Below are 22,318 nucleotides of genomic sequence, written 5' to 3'. Positions count from 1 at the left end.
TACGGGTAAAAAATCTGTAATTCGAACAGTACGAAGTTTCACGGATATGAACCAATATTGATTAAGTAATAACCGATACCCTGGAGGTATGGATGGAACTGAGACACCTGCGCTACTTCGTCGCCGTGGCCGAGGAACTGAACCTGACCCGGGCCGCCGAAAAACTGTTCATCGCGCAACCACCGCTCACCCGCCAGATCAAACAGCTGGAGGAGGAGGTGGGGGTGGAGCTGTTCATCCGCAAACCCCGGGGCCTGCTGCTGACCACGGGCGGTGAATACTTTCTGGAGCAGGCGCGACAGATCCTCGACAAGGTAGACGCCACGGTCCAGGACACCCGGCGCATCGCACTGAATCGCAAGACGGTGTTTTCCATCGGCTTCGTGCCGTCGGTGTTCTATGGCCAGCTGCCGCTGATGGTGCGCCGCCTGCGGCGGAACCGGAATCTCGAGATCGTGTTGCACGAGCTGAAAACCCGGGAACAGGTCGACGCCCTGAAGGCGGGCAAGATTGATATCGGGTTTGGCCGTATCCGCATCGAGGATCCGGACGTGGAGCAGGAACTGCTGTTCGACGAACCGATGATTGCCGCCCTGCCTGCCGGCCACCCGCTGACGCTGCATACGCCCTCGATGAAAGAACTGGCCGAGGTACCGCTGATCACCTTCCCGGCCGGCTCCGGCCCGAATTTTTCTGATATCACCCAGGGGCTGTTTCACCGGCGGGGCCTGCGGATCAACGTAATCCAGCAGGTCAACGATGTGCAGACGGCACTGTCACTGGTGGCATCGGAGATGGGTTTCACCCTGGTACCGGAGCAGGTCCGCCGGCTCCAGCGGGAGGGCATCGACTATATGCCCCTGGCCGACGACAACATCACCACGCCGGTCATCGCGTCGCGGCGCCGCGGCGAGAACCCCAACGCGGTGATGCGCCTGGCCAACACCATTCTCGACGAACTGGTAGAGAACCGGCTGACCGGGCGCTATCCGTAACCGCTGACTGCCCTTCCGCACCAAGGGCCAGCTTTACGGACTGGTCCTTCAATCAGCGGGCATCCCGTCAGCGCGTCGTGCGATGCACCTGGTCAGCGGCCTGCTGCAACCGGGGCAGATAGCTGGCCACCAGGGTGTCCATGCTGACCCGGGCGGCATTGGTACTGATGTTGATCGCGCCCAGCAATTCGCCATTACCGGCAAAAACCGGCACGGCCGCCGAGCGCAGGCCGGAATCCAGCTCCTGGTCCACGATGGAGTAGCCCTGCTCCCGGGTCCTCAGAATCTCCTGGCGAAGGGCCTCCACAGTGATGACGGAAGCCGGGGTAAAGGCGGCCAGCGTAACCCGCCCCAGGTAGGCCTCCAGTTCGTCGTCCGGCAGTTGCGCCAGCAACACCCGCCCCATGGAGGTATAGGCCGCAGGTAACCGGGTACCCACCGACAGGGTAATGGCCATCAGCCGGTGGGGGGCTGAGGAGCGCACTACATACACCACGTCATCGCCGTCGAGTACGGCCAGCGACGACGACTCCCCCAGTTCCGCCGTGATGTCCTCCAGGTACTGCTGGATCACCGCCCGGTACTGATTGGACGCCTGGTAGGCGTAGCCCAGCTGCAGCACCCGCGGCGTAAGCTCGAACTGGCGACCGCTGCGCTTTACAAAACCCAGGGCATGAAGGGTCAGCAGAAAGCGCCGGGCCTTGGCCCGATCCATGTCGGTACGGGCAGCCACTTCACTCAGGGTCATCCGCGGATGTTCCGCATCAAACGCCTGCAGCACCTCCAGCCCTGCGGCCAGCGCGCCAACGTAGTCCCGGTCACCGGGCTTCAAAACCTGCTCGTCCACCTATTACTCTCCTTTCGCTAGCCCGGACATGGCCGGATTGCCGCATGGTATCATGCTTGTTCGCTGTCCGAACATCCGTGCATTTTTCACCGGTGGTGAAATTTTGTCCTTGACGATGCCAAAACCTTCAGGCCATCATGTTCGCATATAAAACTTATGTTCGTAACCCGAACACTGCAATCCACACCCATTTACCACCGGAATGAGGACCGTTCACATGGCCGAATTTCTCAGTCTCCAGGATGCGGTCAGCCGCTACATCAGTAACGGCGATACCGTTGCCATGGAAGGCTTTACCCACCTGATCCCGTTCGCCGCCGGCCACGAGATCATCCGCCAGGAAAAGCGTGACCTGACACTCATCCGCATGACCCCGGACCTCATTTATGACCAGATGATCGGCGCCGGATGCGCCAAGAAACTGATCTTTTCCTGGGGTGGCAATCCGGGTGTCGGCTCCCTGCACCGACTGCGGGATGCGGTAGAGAAAGGCTGGCCCAACAAGCTGGAAATCCTCGAGCACAGCCATGCCGCTATGGCCAATGCCTATGAGGCGGGTGCAGCTGGCCTGCCCCTGGCGGTCCTGCGCGGCTATGTCGGCAGCGACCTGCCCAAGGTGAACGACCAGATCAAGTTTATCGAGTGCCCGTTCACCGGTGAGCGGCTGGCTGCGGTACCTTCGGTACGTCCGGACGTCGCCGTCATTCACGCCCAGCGTGCGGACCGCAAGGGCAACGTGCTGGTGGAAGGCATCATCGGCATCCAGAAAGAAGCGGTGCTGGCCGCCAAGCGCAGCATTGTTACCGTGGAAGAAATCGTCGACGACCTTGGCGCCAGCGTGAACGCCTGCGTGATTCCGTCGTGGGCCATTACCGCCATTGCAGTGGCGCCGCGGGGTTCGCGGCCGTCTTACGCCCTTGGTTACTACGACCGGGACAACGCCTTCTATCAGGAGTGGGACGGCATCGCCCGTGACCGCGAGACCTTCCAGGCCTGGCTGAAGGAAAACGTTTTCGAGAAAACCGCCGAAGAAGGAGCAGCGTGAGATGAGCCTTGAATTCACCTCTTCCGAAATGATGAGCATCACCGCGGCACGTGCCCTGAACAACGACATGACCTGTTTCGTCGGCATCGGCCTGCCCAGCGAAGCCGCCAACCTGGCGCGGCTGACCCACGCGCCGGACATCACCCTGATCTACGAATCCGGCACCCTGCAAACCAGACCGGACGTGCTGCCGCTGTCGATTGGTGACGGCGAGCTGTGCGAGTCTGCGCTGACTACCGTGTCGGTACCGGAAATGTTCCGTTACTGGTTGCAGGGCGGCCATATCAGCGTCGGCTTCCTGGGTACCGCCCAGATCGACCGTTTCGCCAACCTCAACACCACCCTGATTGGTGACTACCGTGAGCCGAAAGTCCGCCTGCCCGGCGGTGGTGGCGCGCCGGAAATTGCTACCAATGCGAAGGAAGTGTTCATCACCGTCAAGCACTCCAAACGGACCTTCGTGAAAGACGTCGACTTCGTGACCACCGTGGGCTTCGGCCGCGACGGCAAGGCACGGGACAATGTCCCCAACATCGGCAAGGGTCCCACCGTGGTTATCACAGACCTGTGCATCCTCAAGCCGGATCCGGAGACCAAAGAACTGGTGGTAACCTCCCTGCACCCGGGTGTGACCCGGGACGACGTGATCGAGGCAACCGGCTGGGAAATCCGCTTTGCCGACCAGCTCGACACCACGCCGGAGCCGACGGCCCAGGAACTGGAAGTACTGCGCGACCTGAAGGCCCGCACCAAGGCCCATCATTCCGGGCAGTAAGCCGCTGATGGCAGGGGACTGACCTCGAGTCTGTCCCCGAACCGAACAACCCCAGCAACTCCCGGGGACTGACCACCGGTCTGTCCCAGATTCAGCCCAACGGAGACCGATCATGACCGACGTTTTTCTTTGCCACCCCCGCCGCTCCGCCATTGGCCGTTTTGGCGGCACCCTCGCCAGCGTGCGTCCGGACGACCTCGGCGCCGCCGTTTTCAAGGCGGTGCTGGAACAGGCACCCGAACTGGACCCCGCCGCCATTGATGAAGTCATCATGGGCTGCGCCAACCAGGCTGGCGAAGACAACCGCAACGTAGCCCGCATGTCTGCGTTGCTGGCAGGTTTGCCCACCTCCGTGCCCGGTACGACCCTCAACCGGCTGTGCGGTTCCGGCATGGACGCCGTGGGCACTGCATTCCGCGCCATCCGCGCGGGCGAAATGGAGCTGGTGCTGGCCGGCGGTGTGGAATCCATGTCCCGCGCCCCGTACGTCATGGGCAAGGCCGACAGCGCCTTCTCCCGTGGCCAGAAGATCGAAGACACCACCATCGGCTGGCGCTTCGTCAACCCGCTGATGAAGAAACAGTACGGTATCGACTCCATGCCGGAAACTGCTGAAAACGTCGCCGAGCAGTTCAAGGTTACCCGCGAGGACCAGGACCTGTTTGCCCTGCGCTCCCAGGAAAAGGCCGCGCGCGCCCAGCAAGCTGGCGTATTTGCCGAAGAGATCGTGCCGGTGAGCATTCCCCGCCGCAAGCAGGATCCGCTGGTATTCGACACTGACGAACACCTGCGCAGCACCACCCTGGAAAAACTCGCCGCCCTGCCCGCGCCGTTCCGTGACAACGGCAGCGTGACCGCCGGTAACGCCTCCGGCGTCAACGACGGTGCCGCTGCCATGCTGGTGGCCAGCGAAGCCGCAGTAAAGGCCCACGGCCTGAAGCCGATGGCCAGGATCCTTGGCATGGCAACCGCCGGCGTGGAACCTCGTATCATGGGCATCGGCCCGGTACCGGCGGTACGCAAGCTGCTGGAAAAGCAGGGCATCAACATTGCCGACATCGACGTAATCGAACTCAACGAAGCCTTTGCTGCGCAAGGCCTGGCGGTACTGCGCGAGCTGGGTGTTGCCGATGACGATTCCCGGGTGAACCCGAACGGCGGCGCAATCGCCCTCGGTCACCCACTGGGCATGTCCGGCGCCCGTCTGCTGCAGACTGCCGCTCACCAGCTCCAGCGCACCGGTGGCCGATACGCCCTGTGCACCATGTGCGTAGGCGTCGGCCAGGGTATTGCTACACTGATCGAACGGGTCTGACCGAAAGGGGAACACCATGGCATTTCTGAAGCACAACGGCCGCACCATCTGCTACCGGCTGCTCGGCGACGCCGAAAAGCCGCTGCTGGTGCTGGCCCACCCGCTGGGCATGACCCAGGGGGTGTGGGACGACATGCTGCCCATGCTGCTGCCACGGTTCCGGGTGCTGACCTGGGACCTGCCGGGGCATGGGGCGAGTTCGGCGTGGAACCCCATCTCGGACGCCATCCAGCCGGAAGACCTGGCGGGCGAGGCGCTGGCTCTGGCCGAACAGGCGGGCGCCCGGGCGTTCCACTTTGCCGGCACCTCCATTGGTGGCGTAATTGGCCAGCAGCTGGTCAGCCAGCATGCCGAACGGTTGATCTCTGCCACCCTCACCAACACCGGCGCGGTCATTGGTACTCCCGAAGCCTGGCAACAGCGCTCGGCCAATGTACTGGAGCAGGGGCTGGCCGCCATGGCCATGGACATCGTGCCCCGGTGGTTCGGCCCGGCTGCCTGCGAACAGCAGCCGGCGCTGCTTGATGGCTGGCGGGTGATCATGGGTCGCGGCGACGACCGCAGCTACGCCCTGCTGTGCGAGATGCTGGGGCGCTGCAACTTCCGCGAAGCGCTGGCCGGACGCGACGTGCCGGTCCTGCTGATCGGCGGCAGTGACGACGTGGCAACCCCACCCGCCGCCCTGCAGGAGCTTGCCGGAGCCATTGGCACCGCCGACCCGGTCATTCTGGAAAATATCGGACACGTTCCTTCCGTGGAATGTCCGGTTCAGTTCGCCGATCTGCTGATCAGGCACCTGTCCTGATCCGCTTTTCGGGGTAACAACAGGGTAGCGACAGGGTGGCCTCAGGCCAGCCTGTCGCCAGTTCCGGAATGCACCAGCAAGGCGCTCACCGTCGTGGTATAAGGCGCTTCGATACCCAGTTGCCGGCAACGTCTCTGCACTGCGCCGGCAATGCTGTCCAGCTCAAGGGGGCGGCCCTTTTCCTTGTCCACCAGCATTGATGTCTTGATAGCGTTGAAGGTGCTGATCAGCTCGAACATCTCATCGAGATCCTGCTGACTGAGATTGACACCTTCGGCCCGCGACGCGGCGACGGTTTCGGCCATCATGCCGTAGACAATCCTGCCGAATTCGGGGTGGTGGGTCAGGCTGCGGGTATCGAGGCCGGTGAGCGCCGAGAGCGGGTTTACGCCATTATTGATCACCAGCTTGCGCCAGAGTTCGTAGCGGATGTTATCCGTCACGGTGGTGGGGATGCCGGCCAGGTTGAACGCCGTCTGCAGTCTGTCCAGCAACGGGATCCGGGCGTCGGCCGGAGCCTGCTCCGGCCAGGCCCCCATAACGATCTGGGCCACCCCTTCGGCAAACACTTCACCCGGCCCGGTAATGTGCCCGCCAATGCGCACGGCAAGGCCACCCAGCACCCGGCTTTCACCAACCACCACGGCAATCAGCGGTTCGTTATCGACGCCATTCTGCAGCGACAATACCGGAACAGTGCCGGATCTCAGCCAGTCACCCAGCTCTGTCATGACCGGTTCCGTGGCGGTGGATTTCAGCGCAACAATCACCAGGTCAAAGTCATCCGGCTGGCAGGCTTGAATCAGTGAAGCGTGATCGTAGGCCGGCAAACGGCAATCAAAAATCCGGCCCTCGTAATCGACTTTGAGGCCTCGGCCCTGAATGGCCTTCAGGTGGTCACCACGAGCAGTCAGCACCACATCGTGGCCGGCCCCGGCAAGTCTGGCGGCGTAATAGCCGCCAATGCCGCCGGCACCGATAATCAGGAGTTTCAGGGACATCACTGGCATCTCTTCGCTGGAATTTCTGCAGACAGATAAGCCCCGATTTTAACAGAACGAAGGGGCTGCAGGCTTTGTCTATCGCATCCAGCCAAATCCGGAGAGGGTTTGCGCTGCGATGGTTTCCGGAAACGGGCCCGATTTCCAACAAGACGAGGGTTATCGATTCAGGAATACGAGAAAACGGATCAGCATTCGCCAACCCGTTTTCTTGCACGGAATCTCAGAAATGAATCACCGACCGAATGCTCTTACCCTCATGCATCAGGTCAAAGGCCTTGTTGATGTCTTCCAGCTTCATCTCGTGGGTGATGAACACGTCCAGCGGGATTTCGCCGGTCTCGGCCTTGGCCACGTAGGACGGCAGCTCGGTGCGACCCTTCACGCCGCCGAAGGCGGAACCGCGCCAGACCCGGCCGGTGACCAGCTGGAACGGACGGGTGCTGATTTCCTCGCCGGCACCGGCGACGCCGATGATGGTGGATTCGCCCCAGCCCTTGTGGCAGGACTCGAGTGCCGCGCGCATCAGCTTGACGTTGCCCACACATTCGAAGGTGTAGTCGGCACCGCCGTCGGTCATCTCGATGATCACTTCCTGGATCGGCTTGTCGTAGTCGTTGGGGTTGACCACGTCGGTGGCGCCCAGCTGTCTGGCGATGTCGAACTTGCCCGGGTTGATGTCGACACCGATGATGCGACCGGCCTTCGCCATCTTGGCGCCGATGATCGCCGCCAGGCCGATGCCGCCGAGACCGAAGATGGCCACAGTCGCGCCCTCTTCAACCTTGGCCGTGTTCAGCACCGCACCGATACCGGTGGTGACGCCGCAACCGAGCAGGCAGACCTTGTCGAGCGGGGCTTCCTTGGGGATCTTGGCCAGGGAGATTTCCGGCAGCACGGTGTACTCGGAGAAGGTGGAGCAGCCCATGTAGTGGTAAAGCGGCTGGCCCTTGTAGGAGAAGCGGGAGGTGCCGTCCGGCATCACGCCCTTGCCCTGGGTCTCGCGCACGGCGCCGCACAGGTTGGTCTTGCCGGAGGTGCAGAATTTGCACTTGCCGCACTCGGCGGTGTAGAGCGGAATGACGTGGTCACCCACCTGCAGGTCTTTTACGCCGGGGCCAACCGCCTCGACAATACCGCCGCCCTCGTGGCCCAGAATGGTCGGGAACAGGCCCTCGGGATCGGCTCCGGACAGGGTGTAGGCATCGGTGTGGCAAACGCCGGTGGCCACGATGCGTACCAGAACCTCGCCCTCTTTTGGCGGTTCCACATCCACTTCGACAATTTCAAGCGGCTTGTTGGCTTCAAAGGCCACCGCAGCGCGGGATTTGATCATATCTGGGCTCCTTGTTCCGGTTGAGATCAACTTACTTTAGCACCATTCCGGTCCCGGCCAATCCTGTTTGACGTCATGGCCGTAATTACGGGACATTCCACCGTAGAGTGCACCGTAGAAGGGGGACAGTTACGTTGCAAACACTTTACTGGTTTACGCGGGACCTGCGCCTGCACGACAACGCCGCCCTGCTGGCCGCTTCCCGCTCGGACATGCTGCTGTGTGTCTACGTGGTGGATCCGCGCTGGTTCGCCAGCGGCGGCTTTCAGAGCAAAGCCATGGGCAGTCATCGCTGGCGTTTCCTGTGGCAGAGCCTGATGGCGCTGGAGCGGAGCCTTCGGCCCATGGGCCAGCGCCTGCACATTGCCTTCGGCGATCCGGAAGCGGTAATCCCCCTGCTGGTTCATGACCATGGCATCAACCGGGTAGTGCGGTCGCGCCTGCCGGGCACCGAGGAAGCGGCACAGTGGCAGTCCCTGAAGGCGGCGCTGCCTGGCACCCTGTTCCAGCAATTCGAGACCCTGTCGCTGTTCACCGAGGGAGCGTTGCCAATGCCTCTGGCGGAGCTGCCCGACACCTTCTCCCAGTTCCGCAAACAGGTAGAGAAAACCGGCGAGCGCTGCAGCGAACCGATGCGTATCCGCACCCTCAGTGCGCTGCCGCCAGCGCCCGGCTTTCCCCAGGACAATCGGGGCGACTGCCCCCCCATCCCCGAACCGGTTCACCCTCTGGCGTTTACCGGCGGTGAAGACGCCGGACTGAAACGGCTGCGGGAGTTCCTGTTCATTAACCACGGTATTGCCCGCTACAAGGAGACCCGCAATGCCCTCGACAGCTGGGACGCCTCCGCCAAGCTGTCGCCCTGGCTGGCCAATGGCTGCCTGTCGGTGCGGGAAGTGGCGGAAAACATTGCCGAGTACGAACGTCGTGAAACCAGTAACGAGTCCACCTACTGGCTCTGGTTCGAGTTGCTGTGGCGGGAGTATTTCTTCTGGTATGCCCTGAAACACGGCGCCAACCTGTTTCGCCGGGATGGCGTGCAACGCAAGCGCCGGCCAGCCACCTTCTACGGCCACCGCTTCCGGGCCTGGTGCGAGGGCAACACCGAATACCCGATCGTCAATGCCGCGATGAACCAGTTGCGGGAAACCGGCTACATCAGCAACCGCGCCCGGCAACTGGTGGCCAGCTGCTTTGTGAACGAACTGGGCCTGGACTGGCGCTACGGTGCGGCATGGTTCCAGGAACAACTTATCGACTATGATGTAGGCAGTAACTACGGCAACTGGCAGTATCTGGCCGGTGTCGGCGCCGATCCCCGGGGCCTGCGCCAGTTCAACCTGGAAAAACAGGCCATGCAGTACGACCCCTGCGGCACCTTCATTGATCGCTGGGGCGGCCATGCCGAACAACCCGTGGGACTTCACACCGTTGATGCAGCTGACTGGCCCCTGTCATGACAGACCCTGAACCGAATGTCTCTTCCGCCGGGTTACTGGTGAGAATCCTCGACACCACGCAACCCGGCAGCTTGCTGTGCTGTGGTGCGACCGCCACCGAGGTGGCCGGGCTGTGGTGCAAGCAGAAACCGGACACCTGCCTGCAGACTCTGGACACCGCTGACCCCAACGCCGGGCTGCCCCCGGACACAGTGAAAGACCTCGCCCTGGTGACCGACACCCTGGAACACCTGCCCCACGGTGAAGGTGTGTTGCTGCTCGGGCAGCTGCGCAATTACGGCACCCGTCAGATTGCCGTGGTGGTGGGCAAGACCCCCGATTGGGCCTTTACCGACTTCCTCGCCCTCGGATTCCGCCGCCACGCCGAGATTGAAACTGAGAACGGCGCACTCACGCTCTACACCTACAATCTGGATACTTACAACCACAAACGAGCCTGGAACAATCCCGACAACTGGGCCAATCCGGAAATGTGGGGGAAGGCGTGGTGGTAACCAGTCCGTCATCAGACAAACTCAAACCCAGCACCATCCGCATCGGCCGGCGCTACCGGGCCAACCGCCTCGACGGTCCCTACGACGCCATCGTCATCGGCTCCGGGATCGGCGGTCTTACCACCGCCGCCTGCCTGTCCAGGGCCGGCCAGAAAGTCCTGGTACTGGAGCAGCACTACACCGCCGGCGGCTACACCCACAGTTACGCCCGCAACGGTTATGAGTGGGACGTGGGGGTGCACTACATCGGCGATATGGGGTCGCCCCACACCCTCGGCCGCCGCCTGTTCGATTACATCACCGACGGCAAGCTGCAGTGGGCGCCCATGGACGAGGTCTACGACCGGTTCTACCTGGGTGACAAGGTGGTCAACCTGCGGGCCGGCAAGGAAGGTCTGCGCCAGTCCCTGCTGGCAGCCTTTCCGGACGAACAGGAGGCAATTGACGGCTACATCCGGCTGCTGGGCAAAGTCTCCGATGGCATGCAGTGGTACACCCTGTCCAAGCTGACCCCCGGTATCCTCGATCCGCTGATTCATAAAGGGCTGGACGTCGCCCTGCCGGACTGTTTCAACCGCACCACCCGCGCGGTACTCGCCGAACTCACCGACAACGAGGAACTGATCGGTGCCATCACCGGCCAGTGGGGTGACTGCGGCGTCACCCCGGGCCAATCCAGCTTCATGGTCCATGCCCTGATTGCCAAGCATTATCTGTACGGTGGTTTCTACCCGGTCGGCGGCGCTTCCGAGATTGCCAACACCATCATCCCGGTGATCCAGGCCTCCGGCGGCGAGGTCTTCACCTACGCCGATGTCACCGACATCCTGCTGGAGAAGGGGCGCGCAGTAGGCGTGCGCATGGCAGACGGCGAGGAGATCCGGGCACCCCGGGTCATCAGCAACGCGGGCATCATCAACACCTTCGAGACACTGCTGCCGGAGGAAGGCCGCGAGATCGCCGGCTACCGGCGCAAGCGTGAGCACATCACCCCGTCCATGCCCCACATCGGCCTCTACATCGGCCTCAAAGGCACGCCGGAGCAGCTGGGCCTGCCCCGGACCAACTACTGGATCTACCCCAGCGCCGACCACGACGCCAACGTGGAGCGCTTCCTGAAGGACCCGGACCACAGCGAGTACCCGGTGGTCTATATCTCCTTCCCAGCCGCCAAGGATCCGGATTACCAGAACCGATGGCCGGGCACTTCCACCATCGAGATTGTGGCGCCGACCACCTGGGCCATGTTCGAGCCCTGGCAGGACACCATCTGGGGCAAGCGCGGCGACGACTACGAGGCCCTGAAAGCCCGGATCACCGACCAGTTACTGGAGATCATGTACCAGAAGCTGCCCCAGCTGCGGGGCAAGGTGGACTATGTGGAGACCTCCACGCCGCTGTCCACGGCCTGGTTCTGCCGCTATGGCCGGGGCGAACTCTATGGCCTGGACCACAATCCCGAACGGTTTGAGCAGGACTGGCTCCGGCCGAAAACCCCGATCCCGGGACTCTACCTGACCGGCCAGGACATTCTCACCTGTGGCGTGGTGGGCGCGATGATCGGCGGACTCATCACCACCCTGGCCATCCGCGGCTGGCGCGGGGCCTCCTTGGCCAAACGGATTTTTGTGGGATAATCCCCGGACAGTCACCTCGTCAAGGAACCGGCATGGCATTGTTCAGCGAGAAAAAAGCCCGCCAGCAGCTCGATGCCGAGGCATCGAAGGTTCACCGGGAAGACCTGGCAGCCCTGCTCGAGCGCCAGCGTGCGATCGAAGACAAGGTCAAGGGGAGCGGGCGGATGGCACGCTTCACAACCGATATCCGGCTGATGTTCTCACTGCTGCGGGATTACTGGAAGGGCGACTACCGGCAGATTCCGTGGAAAAGCATCGCGGCAATTGCCGGCGCCCTGCTCTATGTACTCAACCCGCTGGATTTCATCCCCGATATCATTCTTGCCTTCGGTTTCCTCGACGATGCCGGCGTGGTGGCCCTGTGCCTGAAGCTGGTGGAGTCGGACCTGCACCGCTACGCCGCCTGGAAGGAACACCGGGAAGCATCATCGACATCCCGGCCAGACAGCACCACCACAGATATCACTGGATAGGTGCATTCTCCCGGGAAATGCACCCGTTTAGTGCGAAATCAGTGCAATCTCCCGGGAGATCCCGCCCCCATCCCCGCTCAACCCCCAGCCCGCTCTTGATTTGCATTGTTTTGGAACAGCTCTTGCTTGAACGTGCCTGAGGTGCACCCTAGCAATGCACGAATGGTCCCCGCGGCCAGAACCACAACATCAGGAGCATCAACCCGTGGACATCACGAGTGCCGTACAAACCCTGACTGAAAGCGCCAACACGCTGTTCATCCTTATCGGTGCCATCATGGTGCTGGCCATGCACGCCGGTTTTGCCTTCCTCGAGGTCGGCACCGTGCGCCACAAGAACCAGGTCAATGCCCTGGTCAAGATCATGACCGACTTCGGCGTCTCCGCCGTGCTCTACTTCTTTGTCGGTTACTACATCGCCTACGGCAGCCACTTCATGACCAGCGCCAGCGAGCTGACCGCCGGCAATGGTTATGAGCTGGTCAAGTTCTTCTTCCTGATGACCTTTGCCGCCGCCATTCCCGCCATCATCTCCGGCGGCATCGCCGAGCGCGCCAAATTCTATCCGATGCTGATCGGCTCCGGCCTGATCGTGGCCCTGGTCTACCCCTTCTTCGAAGGTCTGATCTGGAACGGCAACTACGGCTTCCAGGCCTGGCTGGAGAGCCAATTTGGTGCATCTTTCCATGACTTCGCCGGCTCTGTGGTGGTGCATGCGGTCGGCGGCTGGGTGGCCCTCGCTGCCATCCTGCTGCTGGGTGCCCGAAAAGGACGCTATCGCAACGGCCGGGTGGTGGCGATTGCCCCGTCCAACATTCCGTTCCTGGCGCTGGGTGCCTGGATCCTCACCGTAGGCTGGTTCGGCTTCAACGTCATGTCCGCCCAGACCCTTGATGGCATCAGCGGCCTGGTGGCGGTCAACAGCCTGATGGCCATGGTGGGCGGCATCCTGGTGGCCATGGTGCTGGGCAAGAAGGACCCGGGCTTTATCCACAACGGTCCGCTGGCCGGCCTGGTCGCCGTGTGCGCCGGTTCGGACCTGATGCACCCGGTCGGCGCGCTGATTACCGGTGGTGTGGCCGGTGCCCTGTTCGTCTACCTGTTCGAGTGGGCCCAGGCCAAGATTGAGCGGTTGGATGATGTGCTGGGGGTCTGGCCACTGCACGGTGTCTGTGGTGTCTGGGGTGCGATTGCCTGTGGCATCTTCGGCCAGCAGGCCCTGGGCGGTCTTGGCGGCGTCAGCCTGATGTCCCAGCTGGTGGGCACCCTGGCGGGCGTGATTGTCGCCTTCGGTGGCGGCCTGATTGTCTACGGCATCGTCAAGACCGTGTCCAGCCTGCGCCTGAGCGAGGAAGAAGAGTTCAACGGCGCCGACGTGAGCATCCACAAGATCGGCGCCACCTCGCTGGACTGAGCCATCACCGGTACCCGGTGAGTTCCATGTAGCCCTCTCCGGTATGACTGCCGGAGACATCGACGGGGCTCTCCCAATACGGGTAGAGCCCCTGATTCCTGTAGTTCCCCGGAGGCGCGGACAGCTCCAGGTTCACACCCTGCGCCGGCACTTCAATCCGCCAGCGTACCGGCACGCCCTCCCGGTGCTCGATCACCGACAGGGCCAGCTGCCCGGAATCCAGGGGCCGTGCTTGGCCGGCTGCCGGAATCCAGGTCCCCGAGACGAACGGATTACCTTCCTCCCGCAACCGGAAGGCCATGAGCTTGTCCCCTGAATCCAGGTGCAGGGCAAACCAGTCCCAGCCCTGCTGGCCGGTCTTGAGAAACTGGCTGCTCCACTCCCGGTCGAACCAGCCCCGGCCCTCCACGGCCAGCGACTGGTCCTCAAAGGTAACGGTGCCGCTGATGGCGATGTCCACGTAGCTGAAATACATCGAGCCCTGAGCGCTATCGGATTTGGCGCTGAAACCGTCGATGCCGTGGGCCACCGGCTGATCGTTGATGGTCAGGGTCAGGTCATAGCTAAAGTTCTCGGCCTGCACCTGAAGCCGCCATTGATCCTCAGAGACAGATTCCAGCTGCCACTGATCCAGCCACACGGAAAAGGGCCGGGCCGCGGCCCCTGCGTTACCGACATCGCCCCGGGCCAGGCGCTCGGCAAACACGTGTTTGCCGTTCCAGCTCACAGCGGCGTGGGCCATCCAGGCCGCTTCCAGAGGCCAGGTTGCAGGCTCAGGTATCGATCCCGCCTCCCGCGGCAGCAGTGCCTGGCGGAACTGGGTCCACTGCAGCCCCAGCGGCTCGCCCGATTCGGTTCTCAGGTTCGCGGTCAGGTACCACCACTCGATGCGGTGCCGTGGATGGGTGCCCAGATCCTCCGGGAGCGTCAGTCCGGTGTCCGGTCCGGGCTGCAGATAGAACAGCTGGCCGCCCTCACCTCCACCTTCTGCCATACCTTCTGCCATACCTTCGGCCACACTTTCTGCTAACCCCGCAAAACCGGCCTGTTCCGGTTCCTGCGAGCAACCGGCCAGCACCATCCACAACAGGACCAGCATCGTCCGCCTCATCGCTCACCTCCTGTCAGGCTGCTGGCCGATACCGGCAACGCCGCCCCGGCCCGCAACTGACGCCCCATGAGCAGGGCGATGCCCAGGCCGATCAGCAGGCTGAGCCCGATCAGCTCCACCCAGAACCCCGGGTAGACCGCCATCGGCAGCGACCAGCCGAAGGCCAGGGGATTGATCCGGTGCACCAGCACCCAGGTGAGCCAGATGCCCAGCGGCAGTGCCAGCAACGCCACGCTGGCGGTCAGCCCGACGGACAGGCGGGTCAGCTGCGCCGCCACCTCGCGACGGGACAGCCCCCAGGTGGCCAGCAGCCGGAAATACCAGGCACGGCCGGTGAAGAATACCCAGCCCATGATCAGCAGTGCGATGGCGGCAAGCACCAGGGTCAAAATGCTCATGGCGCGGGTCAGCAGGAAAGTCTGGTCGAACACGCCGCCGGCCAGGGCGCGGATCTCCGCGTTATCGCGCAGGGTGAGTTCGGGCACCTGCCACACCTGCTTCAGCCCGCCAACCAACGCCTCCCGCGACAGCCCACCCGGCGTGATGGAGATGCTCTCGAACTCCGCTTCAAATCCGGCCGGGAGCAGGGCTCCGCTGACCAACACCTCAGCGGCGGGACGGCCGTAGTCGGCATAGATTCCGGCAACCGGCAGGGCCAGCGGGCTGCCGGCGATCTCCAGGGCCAGACGGTCGCCAATGCCCACTCCCAGTCGCCGTGCCAGCTGCTCGTTCACCAGCACCGCGTCCTGGCGTGCCAGGGCTTCCCAGGGATTACCGTCAGTGGCCAGGAAATCCCAATCCGACACCAGTGACGACACCGGCGCGAAGGCTAACAGGTCGACCGGCCGGGCCGCCTTGTCGCCGACCGCCACCCTGGCCCGGCCGCGAATCACCCGGTGCCAGGCACCCCCCTGTTGCAGACCTGGCTGTGCGGCCAGCCAGCGGGCTGCGGGTTCGGCCGGCTGTCCGGACGGAACCGGGACGTACAGTTCTGCTGCCAGGCGCTGCCCCAGCCAGCGATCGAAGGTGTCTTCAAAGGTGGTGACCAGCGCCTGTACCGCCAGCACCATCGCCAGGGTGAACTGCAGGGCCACCACCGGCAGGGCCAGTTGTCTCGCCATCACCGCCAGCTCCCGGTGACGCCACCGTCGGAGCGGGTCCGAGGCCATCGAGGCGGCCCGTTCCGCCAGCCACTGGATCAACAGCGGAGCGAGCAACCCCACACCGGCAAACACCATGGCCACCGCAACAAACAACAAGACCAGTGACGGACCCAGCAACGCCAGGACCAGCCCGGTAACCAGCAACCCCCCTGCCAGCGGGTAGCTCCGCAGCCGGGGGGCGTGAGACCGGCGAACGGGCACGAGAAAGTCGGCCAGGCAAGCCAGCAGCACCACCGTCATCATGATCAGTGCCGGCTCCCCCCAATGCCCGGGGGAGGCGTACAGTGGCGCATCGAACAACCCCTGCAGGGATTGCCCGAAACCCTGGCCAATAGACTGGGCCAGCCAGCCACCGGCCCACAGCCCGGGCCCGATACAGAGGGCGGAGAGCACCAGGATTTCGAGGATAAGCAGCCGACGGAGCCGCGCCAGGGGCACACCAAAACGCTGTAGCAGGGCAAAGCTGTCCCGGCGCTGGACGATACCGAGGCGATAGACTGAACGGAGCAGCAAGGCGGTGATCAGCAGCACCAGGATGCCCAGCGCATCCAGATTGAGCAGGAAACTCTCCCCCAGCTCGCCGGTGTCCGGCCCGGTACTGACGCTCACTAGCCGGTAGCCTGAAGGCAAGGCTGCGGCCAGCGTATCATCCGCAGCAATCAGCACCAGCGCCGGCGGCGTTTCTGCAGCGGGCAGCTGCCGCGCCAGCCGCGCGGCCTCCGCGATATCTACAAAGGGCTTGCCGTCGAGCCGGGCCGGCCGACTGCCGCCGGGCGTTCCAAAGGGAGCGCCCTCTTCAGCGAAGCAGTGGGCAGCGAGCGGATCAATGCCTATCACCAGGCCCACCGCGTCCGGCCGGGGCACTTCCAGCCAGGGCATCACACAGACGCCGGCACGACGCAGGACCGCGAAGTCGCCAACGGTCAGCCCGGCACCGTCCACCCGCACCACCTGCTGGCGCCCGGCCATCACCTGTTCACTCTGGGCCAGGCTGGTACGCGCCTGTTCGGTGAGCTGGCGCACCCCGGACCAGAGCGTAGTCGCGACCAGGATCATCAGCGCCAGCGCCGCCAGCTGCAACGGGTGGCGGCGATAATGGCTGAACAGGGCGGTAAAGAGGGTCATGGCGCCGGACCGGCCGACGCTCCGGGCGTCAGGTCGGCAGCCCCGTGCGCCAGGTCCAGGGTAACCTGGCACTGGTCGGCCAGCTCCGCATCGTGGGTGGCCAGGATCAGTGCAACACCGGTTTCCGCCTGCAACCGGAACAATTCGGCGGTGACCTCTTCGGCCGTGCGGCGGTCGAGGCTGCCGGTGGGCTCATCCGCCAGGATCAGGTCGGGGTTCATGGCAAAGACCATGGCGAGGGCCGCCCGCTGGCGCTGGCCGCCGGAGACCTGGTCCGGATAGCGCTCGGCCAGTTCGCCGATGCCCAGGCGCTCGAGCCAGCTCTGGCACGGCTCCAGGGGTTGTTCCGCCAGCCGGGCCCGGAGCCGGACGTTATCCAGCAGTGACAATGCCGGCATCAGGTTGGCTTCCTGGAACATAACACCGATCCGACCGCGCCGGAGCCGGGCCCAGCGCTGTGTCCATTGCCGCGGAGCTTCCGCCTCCCGGCTGTCAAAGCGCTCCCCCAGCAGGCTGATCACGCCCCCATCAGGGCGTTCGAGGCCACATAAAAGATTGAGCAGGGTACTTTTGCCCGACCCTGAACGACCCACCAACGCCAGCGACTGGCCCGCGGCCAGTGCGACCGACACGCCGGAAAACACCGCGATCGGCTCGCCACCGCTGACGAACGTTTTACTCAGCTCCCGCGCTTCCAGCACCTGCTGGCTCATGAACGCTCCTGTGATTCGGTTTCGTGCTGTTTTCAGGATGGGCAGGCCGTTTCATGACTGGCTGCCAAGGGGTTCGGCATGCTCACCATGACGCCGGGCCCGCCACTCCCGGAACTGCTCCAGCCAGGACAGCAGCGCCGGGACAACGAACAGCACCAGCAGGGTCGACAACCCCAGGCCAAAGGCGATGGAGGTGGCCATGGGAATCAGGAACTGAGCCTGCAGCGAGGTCTCAAACAGCAGTGGCAACAGCCCGCCGATGGTGGTCAGGGAGGTCAGTAACACTGCCCGCACCCGCTGTACCGCTGCCTCGTTCAGCGCGTCCTGGATCGCCAGCCCCTTCTGGCGCTGCTGGTTGTAGAAGGCCACCAGGATGATGGCGTTGTTGACCACGATCCCGGACAGGCCAAACAGCCCGAACAGGGACAGGATGGTCAGCTGCAGCCCCATGATCCAGTGCCCCAGCAACGCCCCGACCAGGGCAAAGGGAATGATGGCCATCACGATCAGCGGCAGGCTCCAGGAGGCAAACACCCAGGCCAGCACCACGTACATCAGCCCGAGCCCGATCAGCAGGCCGGTCTTCATGTCCGCCATGGTTTCCCGCTGATCGGCGGCGCGGCCCTCAAAGCTGTAGCGTACGTTGAAGCGGCTGGCGATGTCTGGCAGGGCCTCCGCCTGCAGGCTGGCAAGAATCTGGTCGGTGGTGCTGACCCGGGTATTGAGCGCCGAAGTGACTTCCACCGCCAGCTTGCCCTCGGCGTGACGCAACGCCTGGAAACCCTGGCGGTGATCCAGGTTCATGACCTGGGCCAGCGGCACAAAGCGGCCATCCGGCACCCGCACCGTCAGCCGCGACAGGGTAGCCAGCTGTTCCCGCTGGGCCTGCGGCAACTGAACCCGGACTTCGACCTCGTCGCGGCCGTCCTGGTAGATCTGGGCGATCCGGCCATCAAAGGCCGCCCGCAGCTGGCGTCCCAGGTCCGCCGTGGTCAGCCCGAGCGCCTCGCCGGCGGCACTGACCTGGTAAATCAGCTGCTCCCGCCCCCACGGCATGTCGTCTTCCACATCCAGCACGCCGGGCAGCGTGGCCAGGGCCTGCGCCAGCTCCTCCGCGGCACGCTTGAGGTTCTCGGCATCATCGCCGGTCAGCCGCACATTCACATCCCGGCCGGGTGGCCCGGCCTGACGCTCGGATATGGTCAGGTTATCCAGCCCTGCCGGCAGGACCAGACGACTACGCCATTCATTGATGAATTCGGGATTTCGCACCCCACGCCGGTCCGACGGCACCAGTTCGATCATCATCGAACCCAGCTCGTCGCCGGTGCGGGAACTGCCTTCGGCCCCCAGGGTCGCCCCCGTGGTGGTCACGGCATGAAGTATCAACTGGCCACCGAGAGCCGCCTCGGCGTCATTGAGCGTCTGCTGCATCTGCCCCAGGAAGCGCGCTACCGTGCCCCGGTCGGTGCCGGCCACAAAGCTCGCGTTGGCATAGAACACCGAAGGCTCCGGCGTCGGAAAGAAGTTGAATCCGAGTCGCCCGCCGGCCAGTAGCCCCACGGTCACAATGGCCAGGGCCAGCGCACTCGCCAGCGTGACGCCTCGATGCTGCAGACTTCGCCGTGAAAACCGCCGGAACGGCCCTTCGCGAAACTGGTCAAAGCGGCGCTCGAAGCCGGCGCGCAACCGCGCCACCGGATGCGGCCGCTGGTGATCACCAGCGGCCCCGGCCCGCTTGTTGCGGCGGGGCACGAAGGCATGGCGCAAATGGGCAGGCAGCACGATAAAGCACTCCAGCAATGACGCCACCAGCACGCAGATCATCACCAGGGGGATGTCGCCGAGGATGTTGCCGATCACCCCGCCAACCACCAGCAGCGGCATGAACGCGGCCACGGTGGTCAGGGACGAGGCCAGCACCGGCCACACCATCCGCTTGGCGGCGCCTTCGGAGGCATAGATGGATTCCTCTCCCATGCGGGCATGGGCATCGGCGTCCTCACCGACCACTATGGCATCATCAACAATAACCCCCAGCGCCATGATCAGCGCAAACAGCGAGATCATGTTGATAGAGCCGCCAATGCCCCAGAGCACCGCCAGTGCCGCCAGAAACGCCGTCGGAATACCCACCGCCACCCACAGCGCCACCCGGCCGGGCAGGAACAGGTACAGCAGGCACACCACCAGCACCAGGCCACCGAGACCATTATTCACCAGCAGCGAGATACGTTCATTCAGCAGCTGCCAGGTTTCATCATAGACTTCCAGCCTGAGGTTCGGCGGCAAAACCGGGCGGGTATCCGCCAGCCAGTTCTCCAGCACCTTCGCCGCGGCCAGGGAGTTGCCGTTCTCGGCGCGCTGCAACTGCAGCTCCACCGCCGGCAGGCCATCGCGGGTCAGGGTCACCTGGCTGTCGCGGGCTTCCTGGCGGATGATGGCTATATCGCCCAGCCGCAACTGGATGCGATCGCCACTGAGCACCGGAACGGTTTCAAACGCCTGGGGACTGCGGCGCTGCTCCACCGCGCGCAATTCACGGGTGGCGTCCTGCTGCGCCATCATCCCGGCCGGCAGGTCGCGGGAGATAGAGGCTACCCGCTCGGCCACCTGCTCCAGGGAGAGTCCGAGGGTTTCCAGCCGCTCCACCGGCACATCGATGCTGATCTGCTGTTCCGGCAACCCGCGGATAGCCACCCGGTCAATGCCGCGCTGCAGCAGTTCGTCTTCATAACGGTACGCCAGCTGCCGCAATTCACTGCCATCCACCGCCCCGAAGACCAGCAAGCGGGCAACCGGCTCGTACCGTTCCACCCGCGTCACCTGGGGTTCCTCGGCATCGGCCGGCAGATTGGTAAACTCATCCACTTGCTGACGTACATCGTCCAGCGCCTGAATAGGCGCAGTGCCTTCGTGGAACTCCAGGGTAATGGAGGAGACCCCCTGGGCCGAGGTCGACGTCATTTTCTTCAGCCCGTCGATGCTGCGCAGGCGCTGCTCCAGGGGGTTGGTGATGCCCTGCTCCACATCCTCCGCCGAGGCCCCGCTCCACACCACCCGCACGCTGACCACGTCGAGGGCAAAGGTGGGAAAAAACTGGATGTTCATCCGGGTCAGCGCCAGCACACCGCCCAGCAACATCACCAGCATCACCAGGTTGGCCGCGACCCGGTGATGGACAAAGAATCCGATAACGCCCTGCCTGCGTCTCATTGGCCCGGAGCCCCGTTACCCGGTTGCAGCAGACGGCCCGCCACCTCCACTTTCAGCCCGGTAATCGCATTGGGCAGGTGTGTGGTAATCAGGCGGACGCCCGCCTCCAGCCGGTCTCCGGCCACCAGCAACTGCCGTTCACCGTTGGCCGCCGGGGCTTCGCCGATGCGTTCCACGGTAACCCGTTCCATACGGTCGTCATCGTTCATCAGGTACACACTGTCGGCGCCGTACAGCGCGCTGAACGGAATCATCACCGCATCCTTCCGCGCTGGTCGCTGCAGCAGCACCGGCAACATCGCACCGGGCCGCAGCCCGGCCGGTTCACCCACCAGCTCGAGGATGGCATCGGTGCCAGCCGGATCCGCCACGCCGGCGAAACGCACCAGGCGGAACCGCTGGCTGTTATCCACTGCCGTCGCATCGAGGGCGTCCCCGCGCGCCAGTGCCGCCAGCAATTCCGCCCGGAACACTTCCGGTACCCGCGCCCGCAATTCCAGGCCCTGGACCGGATACAGGCCAAGCAGCGGCTCATTGCGCGCCACCTGGTCACCCGGCGCCACCTGGACCCCGGTGATGACCCCGTCAAACGGTGCCGTCACCCGTGCCCGCGCGGCGTCCCGCACGGTACCCTCCAGGCTGGCCTGCGCCTGGGCGAGCCTGGCCTGCAGGCTCTGCAACCGGGCCGGATGTTCATCGATGGCGCGCTGCCGCGTGCTTACGGTCAGTTCCGCCCGTGCCAGGGTGTCGGTGGCCGCATCCAGGTTTTCCCGGGACGCGAGATTGCGCTCCACCAGGGCTCGGGTCCGCTCGAACTGGCGGCGGGCATTGGCCAGGATGGCCTGTTCGCTCCCGAGCGCCTCGCGGTCGTTGGCGTAACGGACCTGCTCGGAGCGGATCTGCGCGGACAGATCGGCGACCTGCGCTTCCGCCTGCGCCAGCGCCGGCCGGATATCTGCCTCGTCCAGCGCCACCAGCAGCTCGCCAGCGGTCACCCGCTGGCCCTCGGTAACCGGCCGGGCCTGGATCCGCCCCGCCAGGGTTGCCGTGACCGTCAGCTGCTCCGGGGCCACCACCTGCCCGTACAGGGGCAGCACCGGGGTGTGACGGCCCGGCTCAACCACCTGCACCTCAACCCGCCAGCTGCGTTCGGTGGCAGTCACCGCAGCGGGTTCCGGCCGGGTCATCCGCAGCAGCAGAAACCCGGCAACAGCAAGGGCAAGGATCAACAGGGGCAACAGACGTTTAGACATTGCTTCAGGGCCAGCCAGGGTAAATGGAGTCCGTCGGTCAAACGGCACAAAAACTACTATACAATCAACAGGCGGTTTCGGATTCCGGAGTAACGAACCGCTGCATCGGTCTTATACGTCCCGCAGGGATCGGCGGGCAC

Annotated in this window: 18 protein-coding genes; 10 read left to right on the top strand and 8 right to left on the bottom strand. The window is 64.0% G+C overall.

Annotated elements, in window-relative coordinates; all coding sequences use genetic code 11:
- Nucleotides 1–92 precede the first annotated feature (92 nt).
- Nucleotides 93–995 (top strand): LysR family transcriptional regulator, encoded by a 903-nt coding sequence (locus CLH61_RS10005; protein ID WP_099614563.1) that lies wholly within the window; start codon nt 93–95, stop codon nt 993–995.
- 67 nt (nt 996–1,062) lie between these two features.
- Here the strand turns inward: CLH61_RS10005 and CLH61_RS10000 are convergent, their stop codons facing one another.
- Nucleotides 1,063–1,842 carry an IclR family transcriptional regulator domain-containing protein gene (locus tag CLH61_RS10000; RefSeq protein WP_099614562.1) on the bottom strand — a complete coding sequence of 260 codons (780 nt, stop codon included), beginning with the start codon at nt 1,840–1,842 and terminating at the stop codon, nt 1,063–1,065.
- A gap of 217 nt (nt 1,843–2,059) precedes the next feature.
- Here CLH61_RS10000 and CLH61_RS09995 point away from each other — a divergent pair, with 217 nt between their 5' ends.
- The 4 genes from CLH61_RS09995 to CLH61_RS09980 all read left to right on the top strand — a co-directional run bounded on the left by CLH61_RS09995 (nt 2,060) and on the right by CLH61_RS09980 (nt 5,782).
- Nucleotides 2,060–2,887: a CoA transferase subunit A gene (locus CLH61_RS09995; protein WP_099614561.1), complete on the top strand. Its 828-nt coding sequence runs from the start codon at nt 2,060–2,062 to the stop codon at nt 2,885–2,887.
- A gap of 1 nt (nt 2,888) precedes the next feature.
- A complete protein-coding gene (locus CLH61_RS09990) occupies nt 2,889–3,662 on the top strand; it encodes a CoA-transferase subunit beta (protein ID WP_099614560.1) in 774 nt (257 codons plus the stop codon).
- A 112-nt stretch (nt 3,663–3,774) separates the two neighbouring features.
- Complete coding sequence (gene pcaF, locus CLH61_RS09985; RefSeq protein ID WP_099614559.1) at nt 3,775–4,977, top strand: 3-oxoadipyl-CoA thiolase; 1,203 nt, start codon at nt 3,775–3,777, stop codon at nt 4,975–4,977.
- Between the two features lie 16 nt (nt 4,978–4,993).
- Complete coding sequence (locus tag CLH61_RS09980) at nt 4,994–5,782, top strand: alpha/beta fold hydrolase (protein WP_099614558.1); 789 nt, start codon at nt 4,994–4,996, stop codon at nt 5,780–5,782.
- Between the two features lie 41 nt (nt 5,783–5,823).
- On the opposite strand, the gene CLH61_RS09975 is transcribed toward CLH61_RS09980, so the two are convergent.
- Complete coding sequence (locus tag CLH61_RS09975) at nt 5,824–6,783, bottom strand: ketopantoate reductase family protein (protein ID WP_099614557.1); 960 nt, start codon at nt 6,781–6,783, stop codon at nt 5,824–5,826.
- A 223-nt stretch (nt 6,784–7,006) separates the two neighbouring features.
- The gene (locus CLH61_RS09970; RefSeq protein ID WP_099614556.1) at nt 7,007–8,119 is read right to left on the bottom strand and encodes an S-(hydroxymethyl)glutathione dehydrogenase/class III alcohol dehydrogenase; all 1,113 of its coding nucleotides are present in this window, start codon (nt 8,117–8,119) and stop codon (nt 7,007–7,009) included.
- A 134-nt stretch (nt 8,120–8,253) separates the two neighbouring features.
- On the opposite strand from CLH61_RS09970, the gene CLH61_RS09965 reads away from it, so the two are divergent.
- The 5 genes from CLH61_RS09965 (at nt 8,254) to CLH61_RS09945 (ending at nt 13,597) form a co-directional block, all read left to right on the top strand.
- The gene (locus tag CLH61_RS09965; protein WP_099614555.1) at nt 8,254–9,579 is read left to right on the top strand and encodes a DASH family cryptochrome; all 1,326 of its coding nucleotides are present in this window, start codon (nt 8,254–8,256) and stop codon (nt 9,577–9,579) included.
- Nucleotides 9,576–10,073, top strand: a complete 498-nt coding sequence (locus CLH61_RS09960) for a DUF6231 family protein (protein WP_099614554.1) — start codon at nt 9,576–9,578, stop codon at nt 10,071–10,073. The genes CLH61_RS09965 and CLH61_RS09960 overlap by 4 nt, the downstream gene beginning before the upstream one ends.
- Nucleotides 10,067–11,710: a phytoene desaturase family protein gene (locus CLH61_RS09955; RefSeq protein ID WP_228152606.1), complete on the top strand. Its 1,644-nt coding sequence runs from the start codon at nt 10,067–10,069 to the stop codon at nt 11,708–11,710. The genes CLH61_RS09960 and CLH61_RS09955 overlap by 7 nt, the downstream gene beginning before the upstream one ends.
- Before the next feature lie 32 nt (nt 11,711–11,742).
- On the top strand, nt 11,743–12,183 hold the full coding sequence (locus CLH61_RS09950; RefSeq protein WP_099614552.1) for a YkvA family protein: 441 nt from the start codon (nt 11,743–11,745) through the stop codon (nt 12,181–12,183).
- Between the two features lie 205 nt (nt 12,184–12,388).
- Entirely contained in the window at nt 12,389–13,597 is a 1,209-nt protein-coding gene (locus tag CLH61_RS09945) for an ammonium transporter (protein WP_099614551.1), read from the top strand.
- Between the two features lie 4 nt (nt 13,598–13,601).
- Here the strand turns inward: CLH61_RS09945 and CLH61_RS09940 are convergent, their stop codons facing one another.
- From CLH61_RS09940 to CLH61_RS09920, 5 genes are read right to left on the bottom strand one after another with little or no spacing between them, the layout of a single operon-like run.
- Nucleotides 13,602–14,708, bottom strand: coding sequence for a lipocalin-like domain-containing protein (locus CLH61_RS09940; RefSeq protein WP_099614550.1), 1,107 nt, complete (start codon nt 14,706–14,708; stop codon nt 13,602–13,604).
- Nucleotides 14,705–16,996, bottom strand: a complete 2,292-nt coding sequence (locus CLH61_RS09935) for an FtsX-like permease family protein (RefSeq protein ID WP_099614549.1) — start codon at nt 16,994–16,996, stop codon at nt 14,705–14,707. Before CLH61_RS09935 ends, CLH61_RS09940 begins: the two co-directional genes overlap by 4 nt.
- On the bottom strand, nt 16,993–17,709 hold the full coding sequence (locus CLH61_RS09930; RefSeq protein WP_099614548.1) for an ABC transporter ATP-binding protein: 717 nt from the start codon (nt 17,707–17,709) through the stop codon (nt 16,993–16,995). The genes CLH61_RS09935 and CLH61_RS09930 overlap by 4 nt, the downstream gene beginning before the upstream one ends.
- A gap of 51 nt (nt 17,710–17,760) precedes the next feature.
- Complete coding sequence (locus CLH61_RS09925) at nt 17,761–20,925, bottom strand: efflux RND transporter permease subunit (RefSeq protein WP_099614547.1); 3,165 nt, start codon at nt 20,923–20,925, stop codon at nt 17,761–17,763.
- Nucleotides 20,922–22,178, bottom strand: a complete 1,257-nt coding sequence (locus CLH61_RS09920) for an efflux RND transporter periplasmic adaptor subunit (RefSeq protein ID WP_099614546.1) — start codon at nt 22,176–22,178, stop codon at nt 20,922–20,924. The genes CLH61_RS09925 and CLH61_RS09920 overlap by 4 nt, the downstream gene beginning before the upstream one ends.
- Between the last annotated feature and the right edge of the window lie 140 nt (nt 22,179–22,318).

Source organism: Marinobacter profundi (assembly GCF_002744715.1).
Lineage (GTDB): Bacteria > Pseudomonadota > Gammaproteobacteria > Pseudomonadales > Oleiphilaceae > Marinobacter > Marinobacter profundi.
This window is presented reverse-complemented; position numbering and strand designations above follow the sequence as displayed.

Excerpts from the sequence above, each read along its gene's own strand:
- CLH61_RS09960 (WP_099614554.1), top strand. The coding sequence starts at position 9,576 with ATGACAGACCCTGAACCGAATGTCTCTTCCGCCGGGTTACTGGTGAGA.
- CLH61_RS09950 (WP_099614552.1), top strand. The coding sequence starts at position 11,743 with ATGGCATTGTTCAGCGAGAAAAAAGCCCGCCAGCAGCTCGATGCCGAG.
- pcaF (WP_099614559.1), top strand. The coding sequence starts at position 3,775 with ATGACCGACGTTTTTCTTTGCCACCCCCGCCGCTCCGCCATTGGCCGT.
- CLH61_RS09990 (WP_099614560.1), top strand. The coding sequence starts at position 2,889 with ATGAGCCTTGAATTCACCTCTTCCGAAATGATGAGCATCACCGCGGCA.
- CLH61_RS09975 (WP_099614557.1), bottom strand. The coding sequence starts at position 6,783 with ATGTCCCTGAAACTCCTGATTATCGGTGCCGGCGGCATTGGCGGCTAT.
- CLH61_RS09970 (WP_099614556.1), bottom strand. The coding sequence starts at position 8,119 with ATGATCAAATCCCGCGCTGCGGTGGCCTTTGAAGCCAACAAGCCGCTT.
- CLH61_RS09995 (WP_099614561.1), top strand. The coding sequence starts at position 2,060 with ATGGCCGAATTTCTCAGTCTCCAGGATGCGGTCAGCCGCTACATCAGT.
- CLH61_RS09935 (WP_099614549.1), bottom strand. The coding sequence starts at position 16,996 with ATGACCCTCTTTACCGCCCTGTTCAGCCATTATCGCCGCCACCCGTTG.
- CLH61_RS09925 (WP_099614547.1), bottom strand. The coding sequence starts at position 20,925 with ATGAGACGCAGGCAGGGCGTTATCGGATTCTTTGTCCATCACCGGGTC.
- CLH61_RS10005 (WP_099614563.1), top strand. The coding sequence starts at position 93 with ATGGAACTGAGACACCTGCGCTACTTCGTCGCCGTGGCCGAGGAACTG.
- CLH61_RS09940 (WP_099614550.1), bottom strand. The coding sequence starts at position 14,708 with ATGAGGCGGACGATGCTGGTCCTGTTGTGGATGGTGCTGGCCGGTTGC.
- CLH61_RS09980 (WP_099614558.1), top strand. The coding sequence starts at position 4,994 with ATGGCATTTCTGAAGCACAACGGCCGCACCATCTGCTACCGGCTGCTC.
- CLH61_RS09920 (WP_099614546.1), bottom strand. The coding sequence starts at position 22,178 with ATGTCTAAACGTCTGTTGCCCCTGTTGATCCTTGCCCTTGCTGTTGCC.
- CLH61_RS09930 (WP_099614548.1), bottom strand. The coding sequence starts at position 17,709 with ATGAGCCAGCAGGTGCTGGAAGCGCGGGAGCTGAGTAAAACGTTCGTC.